The 20,334-nt window shown below is 58.3% G+C and carries 15 protein-coding genes; 9 read left to right on the top strand and 6 right to left on the bottom strand.

Going from position 1 to position 20,334, the window contains the following annotated elements; genetic code table 11:
- Nucleotides 1-43: 43 nt before the first annotated feature.
- The 4 genes from QCD69_RS05530 (at nt 44) to QCD69_RS05515 (ending at nt 4,484) form a co-directional block, all read left to right on the top strand.
- Nucleotides 44-424, top strand: a complete 381-nt coding sequence (locus tag QCD69_RS05530; RefSeq protein ID WP_253454822.1) for a YbhQ family protein — start codon at nt 44-46, stop codon at nt 422-424.
- Between the two features lie 319 nt (nt 425-743).
- Nucleotides 744-2,156 carry an ATP-dependent RNA helicase RhlE gene (gene rhlE, locus QCD69_RS05525; RefSeq protein WP_301251284.1) on the top strand — a complete coding sequence of 471 codons (1,413 nt, stop codon included), beginning with the start codon at nt 744-746 and terminating at the stop codon, nt 2,154-2,156.
- Between the two features lie 88 nt (nt 2,157-2,244).
- Entirely contained in the window at nt 2,245-3,192 is a 948-nt protein-coding gene (dusC, locus tag QCD69_RS05520; RefSeq protein ID WP_301251283.1) for a tRNA dihydrouridine(16) synthase DusC, read from the top strand.
- A 101-nt stretch (nt 3,193-3,293) separates the two neighbouring features.
- A complete protein-coding gene (locus QCD69_RS05515; protein WP_301251282.1) occupies nt 3,294-4,484 on the top strand; it encodes an MFS transporter in 1,191 nt (396 codons plus the stop codon).
- A gap of 34 nt (nt 4,485-4,518) precedes the next feature.
- Here QCD69_RS05515 and QCD69_RS05510 read toward each other — a convergent pair whose 3' ends face one another.
- Complete coding sequence (locus QCD69_RS05510) at nt 4,519-6,126, bottom strand: inorganic phosphate transporter (RefSeq protein ID WP_253454818.1); 1,608 nt, start codon at nt 6,124-6,126, stop codon at nt 4,519-4,521.
- 220 nt (nt 6,127-6,346) lie between these two features.
- Between QCD69_RS05510 and QCD69_RS05505 the strand changes: the two genes are divergently transcribed.
- Entirely contained in the window at nt 6,347-7,360 is a 1,014-nt protein-coding gene (locus QCD69_RS05505) for a DUF481 domain-containing protein (protein WP_301251281.1), read from the top strand.
- 58 nt (nt 7,361-7,418) lie between these two features.
- On the opposite strand, the gene treB is transcribed toward QCD69_RS05505, so the two are convergent.
- From treB to QCD69_RS05490, 3 genes are all read right to left on the bottom strand, one after another.
- On the bottom strand, nt 7,419-8,840 hold the full coding sequence (gene treB / locus QCD69_RS05500; RefSeq protein ID WP_253454816.1) for a PTS trehalose transporter subunit IIBC: 1,422 nt from the start codon (nt 8,838-8,840) through the stop codon (nt 7,419-7,421).
- A 247-nt stretch (nt 8,841-9,087) separates the two neighbouring features.
- Nucleotides 9,088-10,314, bottom strand: coding sequence for a L,D-transpeptidase family protein (locus tag QCD69_RS05495; RefSeq protein ID WP_253454815.1), 1,227 nt, complete (start codon nt 10,312-10,314; stop codon nt 9,088-9,090).
- A 171-nt stretch (nt 10,315-10,485) separates the two neighbouring features.
- The gene (locus QCD69_RS05490) at nt 10,486-12,300 is read right to left on the bottom strand and encodes a glycoside hydrolase family 15 protein (protein WP_253454814.1); all 1,815 of its coding nucleotides are present in this window, start codon (nt 12,298-12,300) and stop codon (nt 10,486-10,488) included.
- A 142-nt stretch (nt 12,301-12,442) separates the two neighbouring features.
- Between QCD69_RS05490 and QCD69_RS05485 the strand changes: the two genes are divergently transcribed.
- Nucleotides 12,443-13,219 (top strand): SDR family oxidoreductase, encoded by a 777-nt coding sequence (locus QCD69_RS05485; protein ID WP_253454813.1) that lies wholly within the window; start codon nt 12,443-12,445, stop codon nt 13,217-13,219.
- 39 nt (nt 13,220-13,258) lie between these two features.
- Here QCD69_RS05485 and QCD69_RS05480 read toward each other — a convergent pair whose 3' ends face one another.
- The gene (locus QCD69_RS05480; RefSeq protein ID WP_253454812.1) at nt 13,259-13,834 is read right to left on the bottom strand and encodes a DedA family protein; all 576 of its coding nucleotides are present in this window, start codon (nt 13,832-13,834) and stop codon (nt 13,259-13,261) included.
- A 220-nt stretch (nt 13,835-14,054) separates the two neighbouring features.
- Between QCD69_RS05480 and QCD69_RS05475 the strand changes: the two genes are divergently transcribed.
- From QCD69_RS05475 to QCD69_RS05465, 3 genes are all read left to right on the top strand, one after another.
- On the top strand, nt 14,055-14,642 hold the full coding sequence (locus QCD69_RS05475) for a Yip1 family protein (protein ID WP_125288822.1): 588 nt from the start codon (nt 14,055-14,057) through the stop codon (nt 14,640-14,642).
- A 179-nt stretch (nt 14,643-14,821) separates the two neighbouring features.
- On the top strand, nt 14,822-15,760 hold the full coding sequence (gene pbpG / locus QCD69_RS05470) for a D-alanyl-D-alanine endopeptidase (protein WP_253454811.1): 939 nt from the start codon (nt 14,822-14,824) through the stop codon (nt 15,758-15,760).
- 85 nt (nt 15,761-15,845) lie between these two features.
- On the top strand, nt 15,846-18,281 hold the full coding sequence (locus QCD69_RS05465) for a DUF3772 domain-containing protein (protein WP_301251280.1): 2,436 nt from the start codon (nt 15,846-15,848) through the stop codon (nt 18,279-18,281).
- A 281-nt stretch (nt 18,282-18,562) separates the two neighbouring features.
- Here QCD69_RS05465 and dld read toward each other — a convergent pair whose 3' ends face one another.
- Entirely contained in the window at nt 18,563-20,296 is a 1,734-nt protein-coding gene (gene dld, locus QCD69_RS05460) for a D-lactate dehydrogenase (protein WP_301251279.1), read from the bottom strand.
- Nucleotides 20,297-20,334: the final 38 nt, after the last annotated feature.

Genomic DNA, 20,334 nt, shown 5'->3' with positions numbered 1-20,334 from the left:
AGGCTTGGGCAGACCTCAGTCAGGTCTGTCGGGAGATAAAATAATGAAATGGTCCAATCGTGTTCAGATTGTTACCGGACAAACCTGTGTCCATATCACGCTGCACCTGCTGCTGATTGCCGCCCTTGTCTGGGGCTGGCAGCATCATGCGCTGTTCCAGGTCAGCTCGGTGTTACTGGCGATGTACGCCAGCGTCTTTATCGTCATGCTGCCGGCCCAGCGCCTGCCGCGTTTACGTCGCCTGGGCGACTTCCTGGAAGACGTCACCACCACTTACTATTTTGGCGCCGCGATGCTGGTGCTGTATCTGCTGTCCCGCGTAGTGCATAACAACCTGCTGCTGGGCTGCGTTGGCGTGGTCATGCTGACCGGGCCCGCCGTGGTTTCGCTGCTGGCTAAAGAGCCGGTGCGCGTTCGCCGTTAACGCCGGGCGGGCCGCGACGGCCCGCCATCCTGCCGCTTCCCGCCATCCTGCCGCTTCCCGCCATCCTGCCGCTTCCCGCTATCCTGCCGCTTCCCGCTATCCTGCCGCTTCCCGGCCCCCGTTCCCGTGATAAACCCGCCGCTTTTTTGGCCGTGAAAGAATATTTCGCGCCGGGCGTGGAACATCTGTTATAATCCGGCCCTTACGCACCGTGGTTTGTGCCCCCTTTCAAGCGTCAGGCTGAGCCTGGCGTCATATTCTCCCCCTGGAAACTACACCGCTTGTCGCGGTCAGGGCGGAACCGGAGTCAGTCAACTTTATGTCATTTGATTCTCTCGGCCTTAATGCCGATATTTTGCGTGCAGTTAACGAACAGGGCTATAACGAGCCAACCCCTATTCAGCGTCAGGCGATCCCTGTCGTACTGGGCGGGCGCGACCTGATGGCCAGCGCCCAGACCGGTACCGGTAAAACCGCTGGTTTTACGCTGCCGCTGCTGCAGCTGCTGAGCAGCTCAAGCCCGCATCCAAAAGGTCGCCGCCCCGTTCGCGCGCTGATCTTAACCCCAACCCGCGAGCTGGCCGCGCAGGTTGGCGAAAACGTGCGCGATTACAGTAAATATCTGGATCTGCGCTCGCTGGTCGTCTTTGGCGGCGTCAGCATTAACCCGCAGATGATGAAGCTGCGCGGCGGCGTTGACGTGCTGGTGGCAACTCCGGGCCGTCTGCTGGATCTGGAGCATCAGAACGCGCTGGATCTGTCACAGGTTGAAATCCTGGTGCTGGACGAAGCGGACCGTATGCTGGATATGGGCTTTATCCACGATATCCGTCGCGTGCTGTCCAAGCTGCCGGCTAAGCGTCAGAACCTGCTGTTTTCCGCTACCTTCTCCGACGAGATCAAAACCCTGGCGGAAAAACTGCTGCATAACCCGGAGCAGGTGGAAGTGGCTCGCCGCAACACCGCTTCCGAGCAGATTACCCAGCACGTGCACTTTGTGGACAAAAAGCGCAAGCGGGAACTGCTTTCTTTCCTGATTGGTCGCGACAACTGGCAGCAGGTGCTGGTGTTTACCCGCACCAAGCACGGCGCTAACCATCTGGCTGAACAGCTGAATAAAGATGGCATCACCGCCGCCGCCATCCACGGCAACAAGAGCCAGGGCGCGCGTACCCGTGCGCTGAGCGACTTTAAAGACGGCAACATTCGCGTACTGGTGGCGACCGACATCGCCGCGCGCGGTATCGATATTTCCGAACTGCCGCACGTAGTTAACTACGAGCTGCCGAACGTGCCGGAAGATTATGTGCACCGTATCGGCCGTACGGGCCGTGCTGCCGCCACCGGCGAAGCGCTGTCGCTGGTCTGCGTGGACGAGCACAAGCTGCTGCGCGATATCGAGCGCGTGCTGAAGCGTGAGATCCCGCGTATCGCTATTGAAGGCTACGAGCCGGATCCGAGCATCAAAGCGGAGCCGATTCAGAACGGTCGTCAGCAGCGTGGCGGCGGTGGCGGCGGTGCAGGCCGTGGTCGCGGCGCGCCGCAGGGCAATCGCGGCGGCGAACGCGGTCAGAGCGGCAACCGTAGCGGTAACGGCGGTGGCCGTGGCCAGGCAGCCAGCGGCGAGCGTAGCCAGTCGGAGCGTCAGGGCAGCGGCCCACGTCGTCAGGGCGAAAGCGCTGGCGCACCGCGCACCAACAAAACCCGTCAGCGTCGCTCTAACCCGGCGTAACGGTAAATAAGGGGGATCGCCCGATCCCCTTGTTTTCGCTGGCGGTTAAGCCAGCCTCCTCTTTCCTTTATCAGCAACGGTTTGTGACATGCGCGTTTTACTTGCCCCGATGGAGGGCGTGCTTGATTCACTGGTGCGCGAACTGCTCACCGACGTCAACGATTACGATCTCTGTATCACCGAGTTTCTGCGGGTGGTCGATCAGCTTTTGCCTGCCAAATCCTTTTACCGGCTCTGTCCGGAGCTGCTTCACGCCAGCCGTACGCCTTCCGGCACGCTGGTGCGTATTCAGCTGCTGGGTCAGTATCCTGAATGGCTGGCGGAAAACGCGGCGCGCGCGGCGGAGCTGGGCTCCTGGGGCGTCGATCTGAACTGCGGCTGTCCTTCCAAAACCGTTAACGGCAGCGGCGGCGGCGCCACCCTGCTGAAAGATCCCGAGCTGATTTATCGCGGCGCGAAAGCGATGCGCGCAGCCGTTCCTGCGCATTTGCCGGTGACGGTGAAGGTGCGGCTGGGATGGGAGTCAGGCGCGCGACAGTTTGAAATCGCGGATGCGGTAGAGCAGGCCGGCGCCAGCGAACTGGTGGTGCACGGGCGCACCAAAGAAGATGGTTACAAGCCGGAGCGGATTAACTGGCAGGCGATTGGCGAGATCCGCCAGCGTCTGACTATCCCGGTTATCGCCAACGGTGAAATCTGGGACTGGCAAAGCGCGCAGGATTGTCTGCGGGTAACGGGCTGCGACGCCGTGATGATCGGGCGCGGCGCGCTTAATGTCCCCAATCTGAGCCGGGTGATTAAATACAACGAACCGCCTTTGCCCTGGCCGCAGGTAGTGACGCTGCTACAGCGCTACGTGCAGCTGGAAAAACAGGGTGATACCGGGCTTTATCATGTTGCCAGGATCAAACAGTGGCTGGGCTATCTGCGCAAAGCCTATCAGGAAGCCAGCGATCTGTTTAGCCAGGTGCGCGCGTTGAAAACCTCAGGCGAGATCGCGCTGGCGGTGGATCGCTATGCGTTAACGGTGAGATAACTCGCCGTTCCTATTACAAATTTGTAACATTTAGCCGCAGGATCTCACCTTGTGCTAAGGGTATGATGTGAGGCTTATCACACTTATTTTCCGGCTCTGACATGTCTGCGATCCCAGCCTTATCCAGCGCTCAGCTCAACAAGCGCATTATTTCCGTGGTGATTTTCACCTTCTTTTGCTACCTCTCTATCGGTCTGCCGCTGGCGGTTCTGCCTGGCTACGTGCATAACCAGTTGGGCTACAGCACCTTTATCGCTGGCTTAATTATCAGCCTGCAATACTTCGCTACCCTGATCAGCCGTCCACAGGCCGGGCGCTATGCCGATCTGCTCGGCCCGAAAAAAGTGGTGCTGATGGGCCTGGTGCTGTGCGGCGCCAGCGGTTTGTTCAGCATCCTGGCGGTGATGTTTAGCACGCCGCTAACCAGCCTGATTTTATTGGCTATCGGGCGCGTTATGTTAGGGCTGGGCGAAAGCCTGACCGCCACCGGCTCCATTCTCTGGGGCATTAATATTGTCGGCACCACGCAAAGCGCGCGGGTAATCTCCTGGAACGGCGTGGCGACCTATCTGGCGATGGCGATGGGCGCGCCGCTGGGCGTGATGCTTAACGCCGCCTTCGGCATCCCTGGTTTTGCCGGATTGATTGTGCTGATGGCGGTTTTTGGTTTCTGGCTGGCGTCTCGCCGTCCGGCGGTGGTGGTCACTACAGGCCAGCGCATTCCGTTTAACCAGGTGTTTTCCCGTATCTGGCCGTACGGACTCTGTCTGGGGTTGGGCACCATCGGCTTCGGCGTTATCGCCACCTTTATCACGCTCTATTTTGCCAGCCACGGCTGGCGCGGCGCGGCCTTTTCGCTGACGCTGTTCAGCGCGGGTTTTGTGGCGATGCGTCTGGTATTCAGCAACTTTATCAGCCGGTTTGGCGGCCTGCGCGTTTCCGCCTGCTCTTTCGCTATCGAGTGCGTTGGCCTGCTGATTATCTGGCAGGCGCACTCGTCGCTGGTGGTGGATATCGGCGCGTTTCTGACCGGCTCCGGCTTTTCGCTGATCTTTCCGGCGCTGGGCGTGGAGGCTATCAGGCAGGTGGCGCCGCAAAACCAGGGATCGGCGCTCGGCCTCTATTCTGCCTTTCTGGATTTTGGCCTGGGCATCACCGGGCCGGTGGCGGGACTGCTGATAGGGCGCTGGAGCATTGATACCGTTTATCTGGCAGCGGCTGTGGTGGTGGCGTTTGCGCTGGTGGTAATAATGCGGCTACGCCTGCGGGCGGGCGCAGCGGTAGAAAACTAAGGCTGCATCAAGGTGATGCAGCCTGAAGCGGCGGTTAAAAGCGGGTAAAAAGCCAGTAAAGCGAGGCGGAAAGCAGGATCGACACCGGCAGCGTTAATATCCAGGCCATGGCCAGGTTGCGCAGCGTGGCAAGCTGTAGCCCGGAACGGTTAGCGGCCATGGTGCCCGCCACGCCGGAAGAGAGCACGTGCGTGGTGGAAACCGGCAGGCCAAAACCATCTGCGGCGCCGATAGTCGCCATTGCCACCAGCTCCGCGCTGGCGCCCTGGGCGTAACTCAGGTGCGTTTTGCCGATTTTTTCACCCACCGTTACCACGATCCTGCGCCAGCCCACCATCGTCCCCAGACCCAGCGCGATAGCGACCACCACCTTCACCCACCAGGGAATAAAGCGCGTGGCGTTATCCAGCTCTGCCTTCAGCGCATCCAGATCCCGCTGCGTCTGCGCGGGCAGCCTGAACTGCGGTTCGCTCTTCAGATGCTTGATGGTTTCCGAAGCCAGATACATAGTATTGCGGGTATTAGAAACGGCCTGCGCCGGGATCTTATCCACGGTGCCGTATTGTCGGATCTGATCGCCAATAGCGCCGGTTAGCTGCGCCAGCGCGGGAAGAACCTGCGGCGTCAGCGTGGTGGTGCGCACGTAGGCCGTCAGCACGTCGTAGGGCGAAGCGGGCATCGGCACGCCGGACGACTGGCGCAGCAGCTCCTGTTGCGTCACGGTAGCCAGCGCCGCCACGCGCGGGCTTTGTTCAGCAGGGATAGAACGGTTCAGCGCGTAGGCCATCGGCATGGTGCCGACCAGGATCAGCATTATCAGCCCCATGCCTTTCTGACCGTCGTTGGAACCGTGCGCGAAAGAGACGCCGGTACAGGTTAAAATCAGCAGCCCGCGTATCCACACCGGCGGCTTGCGGTTGCCCTGCGGCGCGCTATACAGGCGACGATTTTTCACCACGCGCTTCATCACCAGCAGCAGCAGGCCCGCGCAGACAAAGCCCACTACCGGCGACAGCAGCAGCGCATAGCCCACTTTCAGCGCCTGATCCCAGTCCACGCCGCTGGTGCCGGTACGGCCGTGGATCAGCGCGTTCGCCACGCCGACGCCGATAATAGAGCCGATAAGCGTATGGGAAGAGGAGGCGGGCAGGCCAAACCACCAGGTGCCCAGGTTCCAGAGAATAGCGGAAAACAGCAGCGCATAAACCATCGCGAAGCCGCCGCCGCTGCTCGCCTGTAAAATCAGCTCCACGGGCAGCAGCGAAATAATGCCGAAGGCGACCACGCCGCTGGAAAGCAGCACGCCCAGGAAGTTAAAAAATCCCGACCAAATCACCGCCACGGTTGGCGTCAGCGAGTGGGTATAGATCACCGTCGCCACGGCGTTGGCCGTATCGTGAAAGCCGTTGACGAACTCAAAGCCCAGCGCAATCAGCAGCGCCATGCCGAGCAGCAGATAGGGAACGTAGCTGGTGCTGGCGCCGCCCGCGTCGCTGACGTCACGAAAGAGGTTCACGCCGGCGAAGGCGATGCCCAGCACCAGCAGCAGAATAAACAGCAGCACGGAGAGCCGACTGTTCTTTTGGAAAACGGGGCGACTGCTGGCCGCCGGATAGTGCGGTACTGCGCTATTGTCGCTCATAAATCCTCTCAGCCGTCAGCGAAAAAGAGACACCTGTCTGAAGATGTACGCAGGCTTGATGACAGTAAGATGACCGAAATAGTGTCTGATAACGCCTACTAACGCAGCATATAACGTTAATCACCTTATTTATCAGATATATTCCCGTGCTTAGCGCCCGCGTTATCAACCAGGATATAAAGACACTCGTCCACCGTTTCAGAGGATTCTGTTCACGCCTATGTCTTATTCTTTATTTCGCCCGCGGCTTACCGGCCTGCTATTACTGCCCGTGCTGGCGACGGGGGCTGCCCGCGCCGATACGGTCTGGATGAAAAATGGCGATCGCCTCAGCGGTACCATCCGTTCGTTAAGCGACGGCAAACTGGTGATGGACAGCAGCTACGGCGGTACGCTTTCGCTGGACTGGGGGGCGGTCAGCACGCTTTCCAGTGAAAAGGCGATAGATCTGCGCAGCGGCGATACGGTGTTTAAAGCGCAGCTGGAAGCCGCCGATCGGGGCTATATTGTGGTGCGGCGCGGCGATGACGAGCAGCGCGTTCAGGTTGCGAAGTTCGACGAATTTATGAAGCCTAAGCCTAAAACCGACGCGCTGACCTGGACCGGCAATATCGATGTGGGCGTCAGCCTGAAAAAAGCCTCTACCCATACTCAGGACTCGCATTTCGCTTACAACAACAAGGTCAACGTGGGCAAATGGCGTAACGATTTCGGCGGCACCTATACGCGCGAAAAAGAAGACGACAGCATGAACACCGAAAACTACAGCCTGCGCTACGCGCTGGACTATAAGTTTCAGGATCGGCTGTTCTGGCAGGGCAGGGCCAGCTACAAGCGCGACTGGGTGGAGGATCTTTCCGAACAGGCGCTGCTGGGCACCGGTCCTGGCTATCAGTTCTGGGATGACGAGCTGGGTTCTTTCTCGCTGGCCCTGCTGGGCGGCGCGTTTACCTATGGCTATAGCGACGGCAGTTATGACAGCCATTTAGGCGCGTCGCTGCGCTGGGACTATCAGCGCTTTCTTGAGGGCAGAAAGATTGCGCTGTTCAGCCACGGCGACGCGGGGCATTCGCTGGATGGCAACATCTTTACGCTGGATGCGGAAGTCGGCCTGCGTTACCAGCTGACCAGCTGGTCTTCGCTGAACGTCAGCTACGGCCATAACCTGGTCAGCGGCACGCGCGATACGCTCAACGAGCGTAACTTTACCACCGGGCTGGGCCTGAAATGGTAGCGCCCGGAGGTCTTCGCCGCAGACGGACTAACGCTCCGTCATTTTTAGCGGCCTTTTCTCAGACTACCAGCAGCTTGCCGGCGGCCTGTTTGCGTTTGTAAATCGCCATCGTAAGCAGCAGCGGAATAACAATAGCGACGACCATCGCCATGCCAAACACGGCCCAATATTGCGTTTTAACCGACAAAATAGCCGGCAGCCCGCCAACGCCAATCCCGTTCGCCATCACGCCGGAAAGCCCGCAGATAAGACCGGCGCAGGCCGATCCCACCATGCCGCACAGCATGGGAAAACGGTATTTCATGTTGATCCCGTACATGGCCGGTTCGGTTACGCCCAGATAAGCGGAGATAGCCGCTGGTACGGAGATTTCACGCTCGTTCACTTTTTTGCTCATAAAGATGATGCCGAGCACCGCTGACCCCTGCGCCATGTTCGACAGGGCGATAATGGGCCAGACCGGTGTGCCGCCAAGATTCTGGATCAGCTGTAAATCTACCGCCAGCGTGGTCTGATGCACGCCGGTGATAACCAGCGGGGCATACAAAAAGCCAAACAGCGCGGAGCCGACGGGGGCAAAAGGCCCGGTCATCAGGTGGCTTACGCCCCAGGCGATACCGTTACCGACAATGCGGCCAAAAGGCCCAATAAGGGTATGCGCCAGAAACACCGCGATCAGCAGCGATACCACCGGCACCACCACCAGCGTTAAATAATCCGGCACGATACGCTTCAGCTTAAGCTCAATCCATGCCAGCGTCAGGCCAGCCAGAATTGAAGGGATAACCTGAGACTGATAGCCGACCTTATCGATAGTAAACCAGCCAAAATTCCACGACTCAGGCACCTGCTGGCCTAACAGGTAAGCATTCATCAGCTGCGGCGAAACCAGGGTGATCCCCAGCACGATCCCTAAAATCGGGGTACCGCCCATTTTTTTAACCACAGACCAGCACAGGCCTACCGGAATATAAAAGAAGATCGCCTCGCCAATTAACCACAAGAAATCGTAAACGCTTTTCCATACTACCGACGCGGCGGTAAGCGGAGCATCGTTATAAAGCGGTAAATCCCCAATCAGATTACGGAAGCCTAATATTAACCCTCCGCTGATAAGCGCCGGCAGCAGCGGGAAAAAGATTTCGGCAAAGTGCGAGATCAGGCTTTCGTGCCATTTCATATTCTGCCTGGCGACCCGCTTGGCGCTTTCTTTATCGGTGCCGCTAAGCTGTGTTTGTTTGAGCAATACCTGATACCAGTCATCGACATCCGTGCCGATAACCACCTGAAACTGACCGGCATTGGTAAAACAGCCTTTCACCATCGGCAGCGTTTCAATCTCTTTGGGCCTGGCTTTCGCCGGATCGTTAAGCACAAATCTGAGCCTCGTAATACAATGGCTCACCGTTGCTATATTTTCTTTTCCGCCCACCAGTTCGATCAGTTTATCAATATCCTGAGCATTACTTTTTTTCGCCATTTTTGCCTTCCAGAGGTGAAAGATAAGTCTTGCTGGCCATTATTGTTTTAATGGGATGTCGTTGCGTTTTTAAAACGTAGCCGTTTAAAAAATAATCTCTGGCAGGAATGTAGTAATTATTGAAAACGATCACAGAACAGGTTGAGAAAAAAATGAAAGTTGCGGGAGAGAACGGTCAGAAAGCCCACGGCGTGCAATAAAAAACGGGCCATAAGGCCCGTTTTTGCTGGTGAGTGAGCGAGTTCGGTTACGACTGCGCTGGCACCGCGACTTTCGCTGCCGGTTTGGTGGTCTTATCGTAAACCGGGCCAGGCTGCGCCGGCACGACAAAGCCGTTGTCGCCTGCCGCCGGTGCCTGCGGCGCGTCGGTTGCGCCTTCGCCGGTGGCCTGACCGTCTACGGTCGCGGGCTGGCCGTCTACCGTAGCCGCCGGAGCCGCCTCGCCGCCCACGTTAGCGCCCTGCGGCGTAACTGGCGTGGTTGGCTGCTCTGTTGGCTGCGCACTGTTGTTCTCCTGAACAGGGATCGGGGCCGCATAGCCGTTGCCGGACGCACCGTTGACCTTGGTCGGCATGCCGGTACGGGCTTTCAGCGCGGCTTCGAGGCTTGCGCTGTCCACGCTGGCGTCGCCAACCACTTTATTCACGGCGGCGGTCAGCGTCAGCGGTACCGGCTCGCGAGAGTTGAACTGCTCTTCGGTCTGCGACAGCGGGTTGTGCACCTCGATATAGCGGGTGCCGTCCGGCTCCACGCTCGCCTTCACCGGCTGGTCGATAAACTGTACGCGCGTACCGACAGGCACGTTGTCGAACAGCCATTTGATATCGTCGGCACGCAGACGCACGCAGCCGTGGCTGACGCGCAGGCCGATGCCAAAGTTAGCGTTGGTGCCGTGGATAGCGTACAGGCGGCCGATATAGAGCGCGTAAAGGCCCATCGGGTTATCCGGGCCGGCCGGGAAGATCGGCGGCAGCGGCGAACCGGCCGCCGCGGCGTCTTCATGCATCTTTTTCGTCGGCGTCCAGGTTGGGCCGTCTTTCTTGCTTTGTACCGTTGTCGTCCAGTTTACCGGCGTATCTTTACCCAGTTCGCCCACGCCGACCGGCAGCACGACCACGGTCTTACCGCCTTTCGGATAGTAATAAAGACGCATTTCAGCGCTGTTGATCACCACCCCTTCGCGCGGCGCGTCGGGCAGGATCAGCTGCTGAGGCACGATCAGTTTTGAGCCTGCTTTCGGCAGATAGACATCCACGCCGGGATTGGCTTCGAGCATATTGCTCAGGCCCATCTGATACTGTGCGGCAAACGCCTCCAGCGGCAGTTTGCTGTCCTGAGGCACGGTAATTTCAATGTTTTCGCCAATAAGACGGCTGTTGGCGGCGGGCAGATTATAAACCACGGCAAAAGCAGACTGGCTGTAAGCGGTGGCGGCCAGCAGTAAAGTGGCTAACGCGCGGATGCTTTTTTTCATATTCTTCAAGGTATTGCGCCATGTAAACTGTGGATAAAGGAGCCTGTGCAGGTCGGCTGTGACCGGCTGCACATTATATGGTCATAACTCAGCAGGAATAAACCTGCATTTGCGGCCAAAGGCCAGCTTTACGTAAATTTAGCCGCAGAGCGTTCTCTGCGGCACGCCGCGTCAGGGCTGCCATAGCGGATCGTCGCCGTTCAGCTTGCGGTTCAGGAAAAAGGCCGCGCTGATCAGCGCCAGATGGCTGAGCGCCTGCGGCGTATTGCCTAACGCATAGCCCTGGTGATCGAACTCCTCGGCATAAAGCCCGAGCGGATTGGCATAGCTTAGCAGTTTTTCAAATTCAAAATGGGCTTCGTAAACCCGCCCGGCGCGCGCAAGGCACTCTACGTACCAGAACGAACAGGCGGTAAAGGAGCCTTCCGTGCCTTCCAGCCCGTCAGCCGGCGTTTCGGTTCGGTTATAGCGTTTAACCAGGCCGTCACTGACCAGCTTATCTTTAATGACGTCGAGCGTCGCCAGCCAGTCAGGATCGGTCGCGCCGACGAACCTCACCAGCGGCATCAGCAGCATTGAGGCGTCAACAAAGTCGCCGTGGCGTGTGGCAACGAAATGGCCCTGTTCTTCATTCCAGAAGTTTGTCCAGATATCTTCGCGGATCTCGTCGCGGATGCGTAGCCAGCGCTCATAGGGAAACGACAGCGAGCGCTTCTGGCCCAGCCGTATCGCCCGATCCAGCGCCACCCAGCACATCAGGCGCGAATGCAGAAAATGCTCCGGTTCACCGCGCATTTCCCAAATCCCCGCATCGGGCTTGTTCCAGTTTTCGCCGACGTGATCGATCATTTTACTGACGTGTAGCCAGCCGCGATGGGAGATGGCCTCGCCATATTTATTAGCCAGGTAAACGGCGTCCATCAGCTCGCCATAGATATCCAGCTGCGTCTGATTCCAGGCGTCGTTGCCGATGCGTACCGGCGTGGAGTTCGCGTAGCCGGAAAGATTAAGCAGCTCGCTTTCGTGCAGCTCGGTACCGCTGTCGATGCGATACATTACCTGAAGTTTTTCCACGTCGTGATGGCTGTTTTCGACGCAGCGCCCAACCCAATGCGTAAAGTGGCGGGCTTCATCGACGTAGCCCAGCCGCATCAGCGCGTACATGCTGAAAGAGGCGTCGCGCAGCCACGAGGCACGATAGTCCCAGTTGCGTTCACCGCCCAGCTCCTCCGGCAGGCCGAAGGTGGCGGCGGCGGCGATCGAGCCGTGCTTCCACGAGGTCAGCAGCTTCAGGGTCAGCGCCGAACGGGTCACCATTTCCTGCCAGCGGCCGCGATAGGTGCTTTTCGCGCTCCAGTCCCGCCAGAAACGCAGCGTATCCTGGAAACACAGGGCGGTCTTTTCCTCATCCACCTTCTCGTCGTCCGCGCAGCCCAGCACGAACTCGCGGTGTTCGCCAGCCTGTAAGGTAAAAGTAGAAGTTGCCGCGTTGCGCGCCAGCTGGAAGTCAGCTTTACCGCTCAACCGCAGCGTGGGCTGGTTCTCCGCGCTGAAGAGTACGTCGCCCTCGCTCAGGCTGGCCGTGGTCTCCGCGCGGGCATAGTCATGAACCGGCGCGCAGCGCAGCGTAAACGTTGCTTCGCCATGAATGACCTTAACCCGTCGGATCAGGCGTGGCTGCCGGTCTTCCGGCTGGCAGAGCGGCATATAGTCGGTAATTTCCGCCACGCCTTTGCGATCCAGCCAGCGGGTTTGCAGAATATTGGTATCAGGCAGATAAAGCTGCTGGCGGCGCGCCTCCGGCCAGTCAGGCTCAATGCTGAACAGGCCCGCTTCGTCGCCGTCCAGCAGCGCGGTAAACACGGACGGGCTGTCCAGATCCGGCCAGCAAAAGTAGTCGATTGCGCCATCGTTGGCGACTAAAGCACAGGTGCGTAAATCCCCGATAACGCCATGATCCTCGATCTTTCTTTTTATCTTGCTCATGCCCCTTCCTCGGGTAGCCGGTTGTTTTTTAACTATAGCCAGCGTCCGGCGGGACGGGCGTCAGGAAGCGCAAGCAAGTGTAAATGCCGCTGAATCTCCCTCATCTATACTTAGCTTTTTTACAGCGACCGAGGAGAAACCCATGAGTAAAGCAGAGCAGAAAGTTGCCGTTGTTACCGCTTCCGATTCCGGGATAGGCAAGGCCAGCGCGATTATGTTAGCGGAGCAGGGGTACGATATCGGCATTACCTGGCGCTCGGATGAAAAGGGCGCGCAGGATACGGCGGAACGGGTGCGTGCACTGGGCAGGAGAGCGGAAATTCAGCATCTTGACCTGGCGGATCCGCAGGAGGGCGGCAAGGCGCTGGAGGCGTTAATCAGTAAACTCGGCCGCATTGACGCCCTGGTCAATAACGCCGGCACCAACGATAAATCTCCTTTTCTGGAAACCTCGTTTGATTCGTGGCGGAAAGTCTTTACCGTGGACGTGGACGGCGCTTTTATCTGTGGGCAAATTGCCGCGCGCCATATGGTTGAACAGGGCGAGGGCGGCAGGATTGTCAATATTACCTCTGTACACGAGCACACGCCGCTGCCGGATTCGACGGCCTACACCGCTGCCAAACATGCGCTGGGCGGCCTGACCAAATCGATGGCGCTGAGCCTGATGCCGCATAACATTCTGGTAAATTCGGTAGCGCCCGGCGCGATCGCCACGCCGATGAACGACATGAGCGATGATGATGCCCGTAACGTTTCTATTCCGGAGATCCCGGCAGGCCGACCGGGCGATCCGCGTGAAATAGCCAGCATGGTCGCCTGGCTCTGTTCCGAATGGGCCAGCTACACTACCGGGCAGTCTTTTGTGATAGACGGCGGCTTTACGCTGGCGAACCCGCAGTTCTATATTCAGAAGTAGCCGATGACAAAGGGCGACCTCGCCCTTTATCTGTCAGCGTTACTCTTCATCCGTCTGGTGCGCCGCGCGGCGCTTAAACCAAATCCTTACTCCCCAGACCAGTGCCACAATCAGCACCACCCAGAAAATCTGCTTGAGGTGGCGATCCAGCGTATGCAGCCACGGCGCGATAACCTGGCCGCCGATATAGCCCAGCGAAACGAAAATCAGCGCCCACAGCACCGCGCCAATCACGTTCAGCAGCATAAATTTTTGTGGCTTCAGGCGGCTGGAACCGATGATAATCGGGCCGACAATTCTCAGGCCGTACATAAAGCGTACGCCGATCACAAACAGTACCGGCCGCTTACGGATTAACGAGTTGGCTTTTTTGATCTGCTTCTGATGTTTTGTAAATTTTTTAAGGATATTTGCGCCGTAGTAACGGCCGAGGAAAAAGAGCGCGGTATCGCCCAGAATGCCGCCCGCCATCGCCACCAGCACCACCAGACCGTAGTGCAGCAGGCCTTCATGCGCCGCCACGCCGCCCAGCAGCGTGAAGGTTTCCCCTTCGGCAATACAGCCTAAAAACAGCGCCACGTAACCGTACTGCGTGATCAGTTGATTGATATCCATTTGCCTTTGCTCCTGCGGTTAATGCGCTAAAAGACTCTTAGTCTAAACGTTGATGGCCAAAGCGGGACAAAAGTTGCCGTAAAGCGCACTTTTTTTCGTAACAAACAGAACCGCTTAGCCTGCGGACGCGGCGTTTAAAAAATAAACAGTTTACGATCGTTTATACTTTATCCTGACCCGCCAGTCCGCTGCGGCCTCTCAAAGCTAAAGGAGTGAAGATATGAACCATGTCTGGGGACTTCTTGCGCATCCTGACCGTGAAATGCGCGATATCCGGCAAGAAAACGAAACCGTTTCGCATCACTATACCCATCACGTTTTATTGATGGCGCTGATCCCGGTGATTTGTGCGTTTATCGGCACCACCCGATTAGGTTGGGACTTTGGCGCGCAGCGTACCGTTCAGCTGTCACTGATGACTGCTTTCGCCCTCGCCATTCTGTTTTATGGCCTGATTTTAGGCGGCGTTGCGGTGATGGGCCGGGTGATCCACTGGATGGCGCGGAACTATCCGCAACGTCCCAGCCTGCAACGCTGTACCGTTTTTGCGGGCTATGTCGCTACGCCGCTGTTTATCAGCGGGCTGGTCGCGCTTTATCCGCTGGTCTGGCTTTGCGTTTTTGTCGGCGCGCTGGCGCTGGCCTATACCGGCTATCTGCTGTACCTCGGCATCCCTATGTTTCTGAATATCGACCGGGAAGAAAGCCTGCGCTTTTCCGGCTCGACGCTGGCGATTGGCGTGCTGGTCTTTGAAGTGCTGCTGGCCATGACCGTGGTTCTTTGGGGCTACGGCTATCGCCTGTTCTGACTGTCGCCGCCGTCGGGTCACCGACGGCGGATTCGTTACGCCCGGATACGAATATCCCTTAGGAAAAAGATGAGTCACCATCGTATGATGACGCCGCCAGCCCCCGCGTGGCGTGCATTGTGCGGCGGCGGCGTATGGCCTGGCCATACCTGAATCACTACCCGATTAAGTTTTCAATAATGCCTGCAAAAATTCGCTTGTCTCTTTTAAGTTTGGCCCTGCTTTTTTCCGGACAGGTTGCTGTGCATCAGGCCGCTGCCAGCCCGCACGAGGTCTCGCTGGCGCAACCGCAGATTGCCTCCGGCAGCGCGATGATTGTCGATCTCAATACGAATAAAGTGATCTACGAAAGCCATCCCGATCTGGTGCGGCCGATGGCCTCTATCACCAAGCTGATGACGGTGATGGTGGCGCTCGATGCGCATCTGCCGATGAACGAGATGCTGAAAGTGGATATCAGCCATACGCCGGAAATGCGCGGCGTCTTTTCCCGCGTGCGTTTAAACAGTGAAATCAGCCGCAAAGATATGATGCTGCTGGCGCTGATGTCCTCGGAAAACCGGGCGGCCGCCAGCCTGGCGCATCACTATCCCGGCGGCTACGACGCCTTTATCCGGGCGATGAACGCGAAAGCGCGCGAGCTGGGCATGACCCATACCCGTTACGTAGAGCCTACCGGGCTGTCGATTCAGAACGTGTCGACCGCGCGCGATCTCACTAAGCTGCTGATCGCCAGCAAGCGCTATCCGCTGCTTGGGCAGCTGAGCACCACCCATGAAGAGATGGCGACCTTCGCCAATCCACCCTATACGCTGCCGTTCCGCAACACTAACCATCTGGTTTACCGGCCGGACTGGAATATCCAGTTGACCAAAACCGGCTTCACCAATCAGGCGGGCCACTGCCTGGTAATGCGCACCGTCATCAAACAGCGTCCGGTGGCGCTGGTGGTACTGGACGCTTTTGGAAAATATACCCACTTTGCCGACGCTAATCGTCTACGCAGCTGGCTGGAAACGGGGAAAGTTTCGCCGGTTCCCGCCGCCGCCCTGAGCTATAAAAAGCAGCGCGCGGCGGAAATGGTCAGCAATGGCGGTAACGGCGACGTTACTGAATAGTTAAGCATCTGCTGGTTTTCAGGCGGGCAAACCCCTAAAATAGCGCGCGTTTGCCCGTCCGATTGTCTGATATCTGGAACTTTTCATGTCTACCATAGTGACTTTTTTACGCGCCTGTCTGTTTGCGCTGATCGCGTTTTCGCCCGCGCTGAGCTGGGCCGCTGACGATGATGCCAGCCAGCAAACCGCCGAGGCGCCGGCCAAACTCAACGCCGCCGTCGAGCTGCCTAAAATGCAGAAGGTGCTGGATAAAATCAAACAGCAGGTTTCCGGCGAAACCAACGACAGCAAGCTTAGCGCGCTGAACGAGATGGCGCAGGAGCTGTCCGGCGACGCCGACACGCTGGTGCAGGCCATTACGCCGCAGCGTGCTCAGCTTCAGGCCCAGCTTGACGTGCTCGGCCCGCCGCCGAAGCCGGAAAGCGGTGTTAAAGAGACTTCGGAAGTCACCAGCAAGCGTAAAAATCTGCAAAACCAGAAGGCAAAAATCGACGATCAGATTAGCCAGGCGGAAGCGATTAAAAGCGGCGCGACCAACCTGTCTACGCAGATCGTCAGCCTGCGCCGCGATGCGTTAAAGACCCAGCTGGCCCTGAACGCGGGCAGTATTTTCGGGCCGCGCTTCTGGTCGCCGCTGTACAACAGCCAGAGCAACGACAATGAGAAAGTGAAAGGCTTTCTTGACGAGCTGGCCGATACGGCGGTGCTGGCCTGGCAGCCGGACTGGCGCATGGGCACGGTGGTGTGGATAGTGTTAGCGGGCCTGGTGGCGACGTTCGGACGCCGCTATATGGAAGAGTTTCTGGCGTGGGTGGGTATCCACCGTCTGCCGGAAGGACGTTTGCGCCGCAGTTTTCTTGCCGCCGCGATTGCGCTGACCACGCTGGCCGCCGTGGTGCTGGCCTTTAACTTCCTCAACCTGGCCTTTACCCGTCATCCTGACGTGACGGACGACGTGCGCGCCTTTGCCGATAAGCTGGTCGGCCTGAGCATCTTCTGCGGTCTGATTGCGGGCCTGGGCCGGGCGTTTCTCTCCACGCGTCGGCCTTCCTGGCGTCTGCCGACGATTTCCAACGAAGTAGCGCTGGCGTTAAAACCCTTCCCGCCGCTGATGGCGGGACTGGTGTTTGTGTTTCAGGCGCTGGAAAACCTTAACAGCAGCGCCAATACCAGCGTCGCCACCACGGTGATGGCAAACGGCATCACCGCGCTGCTGATCGGCGCGGCGGCGCTCTCTATCAGTTTCCGCACCAATCGCGTGCGCCGCAAACTGGCGCTGGAAGGCGCGCAGCCGGAAGCCAAATCGACGCTGGTTGGCCTGATCCAGATGGCGATCACGCTGACCGGCGTGGCGATTATGGTGGCGCTGGTGATCGGCTACGTCACGCTGGCGCGCTTTCTGAGCTACGAGCTGGTTTGGGCGGGGATCGTCTGCGGCTCGTTTTATATTCTCAGCCACCTGGTGGCCGACGCCAGCGAATCGCTGTTTTCTACCAGCAACGCCACCGGCAAAGGCATTCAGCGCTCGCTGAATATCGACGAGCGCCACCTTTCCCAGGTCGCTGCGCTGCTGGGCGCGCTGGGTAAAACCGTGCTGGTGCTGATCGCCGCGATAGCCTTGCTGAACGGCACATTCAGCAGCGCCACGCCGATTGAGCTGGTGCAAAAAGCCATTGAGTTCTGGGGCGGCAAAGGGCTGGAGTCGCTGAACATCGTGCCGGCGCACGTGCTGAACGCGCTGCTGTGCCTGATTGTCGGCATCTACGTGCTGCGTTCGGCTCGCCGCTGGCTGGATCAGGATTTCCTGCCGAAAACCACTATGGACACCGGGATGCGGGTGTCGCTGATTACGCTGTTCAGTAACCTGGGCTATGTGTTGGTGATCCTGCTGGCGCTGTCGGTGATGGGGCTGCAATGGAACAAGCTGGCCTGGATCGTCAGCGCCCTGTCGGTCGGTATCGGTTTCGGCCTGCAGGAAATCGTTAAAAACTTTATCTCTGGTCTGATCCTGCTGACCGAACGGCCGGTAAAAGTGGGCGATCTGGTCAGTATCAGCGGCATTGAAGGGGATATCCGTCGTATTAACGTGCGCGCCACCGAGATCCAGCTGGGCGATAAATCCACGGTGATCGTGCCGAACTCGCAGTTTATCTCGCAGAACGTGCGTAACGCGACAATGGGTAACGCGCAGGGCGTGGCGACCATTACGCTGACGTTCCCGCTGGATATCGATCCGGTCAAGGTGCGCCAGCTGCTGCTGGACGTTTATGTCGATAACGAGCGCATTCTGGATACGCCGGAGCCTTCCGTCACCTTTAAGGATCTTACCCCGGCCGGCATTGTGCTGTCGGTGACCGGCAACGTCACCAGTCCGCGCCAGGTTTCCGGCGCGAAGAGCGATCTGCTGTTTGATATTCTGACGCGGCTGCGCAAAGAAGGCATCGTGCTTTCCACGCCGCAGACGATGATCGTCGAGCAGCGTAACGGTCAGAAAGTGGTGGTGCAGGACGGCGAGGCGTAAACGCCAGGCGGCATATGCCGCAGGAGATTACTGACAAACTCATATGCTGTCACCAGGTCGCGTTCGGGCCGGTGAAAAGCAGCAGAGGCAGATCGGAACACGGACGCGCACGTCCCTCCAGGCTCGTTTGGCGCGTCCATGCGCCAAAACGGTCCGCTTATCCGCTCAGCCTCTGCTGCTGCGGGGCTGCGGTTTCGCTGCAAAAAGTCCGGTTCGCACGTATTCTTTATCTTTGTCAGCAGTCTGAGGCGGCATGACTATCGGTCATGCCGCTATCTGGCTTAGCGTTCCGCTTTCCCTGTACAGCCACACTCCGCCCAGTTTTTCGCCCGGGTGGTTTTGCCGATGCCGGGGTTAAAACTGTTGGTGGGATCGAGCTGCTGATAAAAAGCTTTCAGCTGCGGTTTGGCCTGGTAAAGATGGCCTACGTTATGTTCGGCAGGATATTCCGCGCCGCGCTCGCTGAGGATCTGCAACATCTTCTCCTTCAGGGCATGCGCGTCAACGCCCTTTTTCACGATGTAATCCTGATGGAAGACGTGGCAGAAAAAGTGGCCGTAATAGAGACGATGCACCAGCGCGTCGTCAAATTCCGGCGGCAGCTTTTCAAACCAGTCGCGATCGTTACGGCGCAGGGCAATATCCAGCGCCAGAATATCCTCCACTTCCTGCTGATGCACTGCATGATAGCGAACGGCCGCGCCCGCTGCGGCAAAGCGATGCAGAAAGGCCTTGCCGCCTTCTTCCGGCGTGCACTCAAAATAGTCGCCGTCCGCCTGCTGAAAATAATCTTTCAGGTACTGGCGCGCTTCCTCCACGCCCGGCCCGGCCATTTTCAACATCAGATGATGCTCGAAACGATCGCGGTAAGCTTTCAGCCTGGCGGGAAGGTGTGAAGGCAGCAGGCCGCTGATTTTTTGCATCACGCGGTCGGTAAGGTTGGGCTTAATAAACGAGAAGCGCTTCAGCAGCGCGTCGGTATGGCCTTTCAGCGCGAAAAACAGCGGCATTTTATCGGTGCCGAGTTTATCGATCATCACAAAGGTGTCTTTACCGTAAGTTTCGGCAATATCAAACATATCGCGGTGCAGATATTCGCCTGCCACCGGCAGTTCGTTAAAGTGTTGCAGGATATAGCGGCGCAGCTCGTCCAGCACGGCAGGCTGATTGGTGCCGATATAAAAAACCTGCTGGGCTTTTTCGCTGGTGAAGGTATCCAGCCGCACGGCGAAGACGGCCAGCTTGCCCGCACAGCCGGAAGCCTCAAACAGCCGCCGCGCATCGGCGTTAAAGCGGGAGGGCGTATCCGCCTCGACTTCGCGCACGCGTTCCGCGTAGTCGTGATCCGACGCGTGTCGCCTGTCGTAGCGCACATCTTCAGGCCGCCAGGTTTCATCATCAAGCCGGCTGAGAATTTGCTCCGGCGTGCTGCCCAGCTCAATACCAAGATGGTTTACCAGCACCAGCCTGCCGCTGGCATCTTTTTGCGCATAGAGCGCCATTTCGCTGTAGGCCGGGCCGCGCTTAATCAGCGAACCGCCGGAGTTGTTGCAGATGCCGCCCAGCACCGACGCGCCAATGCAGGAGGAGCCAATCACCGAATGCGGTTCGCGCCCCAGCGGCTTAAGGATTTTTTCCAGCTGATAAAGCGTGCTGCCGGGAAACGCCAGCACCTGTTTGCCGTCATCCAGCAGCTGAATTTTATCCATCCGGCGGGTGCTGACAATCACGATGTCGCGATCGTAATCGTTGCCGTTTGGCGTCGAGCCTTCGGTAAGGCCGGTATTGGCCGCCTGCATCAGCACGATGACGTCTGCCGCCACGCAGGCCTGTAAAATGCGCCACTGTTCCAGCAGCGTGCCGGGAAACACCACGGCCAGCGCTTCGCCTTCGCCAGAGCGGAAGCCTTTGCGGTAGCGTTCGGTTTTTTGCGGATCGGTCAGCAAGTGGGCGCGGCCGACGATGCGGCCCAGTTCCGAAACCAGCCTGCTGCCGGTTGATGAGGGTCTGTTCATATCCTTGTGTCCTTTTTTATCGCACGCCCTAACTTTAG

Origin of the sequence: Erwinia sp. PsM31 (genome assembly GCF_030433775.1) — a bacterium.
Classification (GTDB): Bacteria; Pseudomonadota; Gammaproteobacteria; order Enterobacterales; family Enterobacteriaceae; genus Erwinia; species Erwinia aeris.
This window is presented reverse-complemented; position numbering and strand designations above follow the sequence as displayed.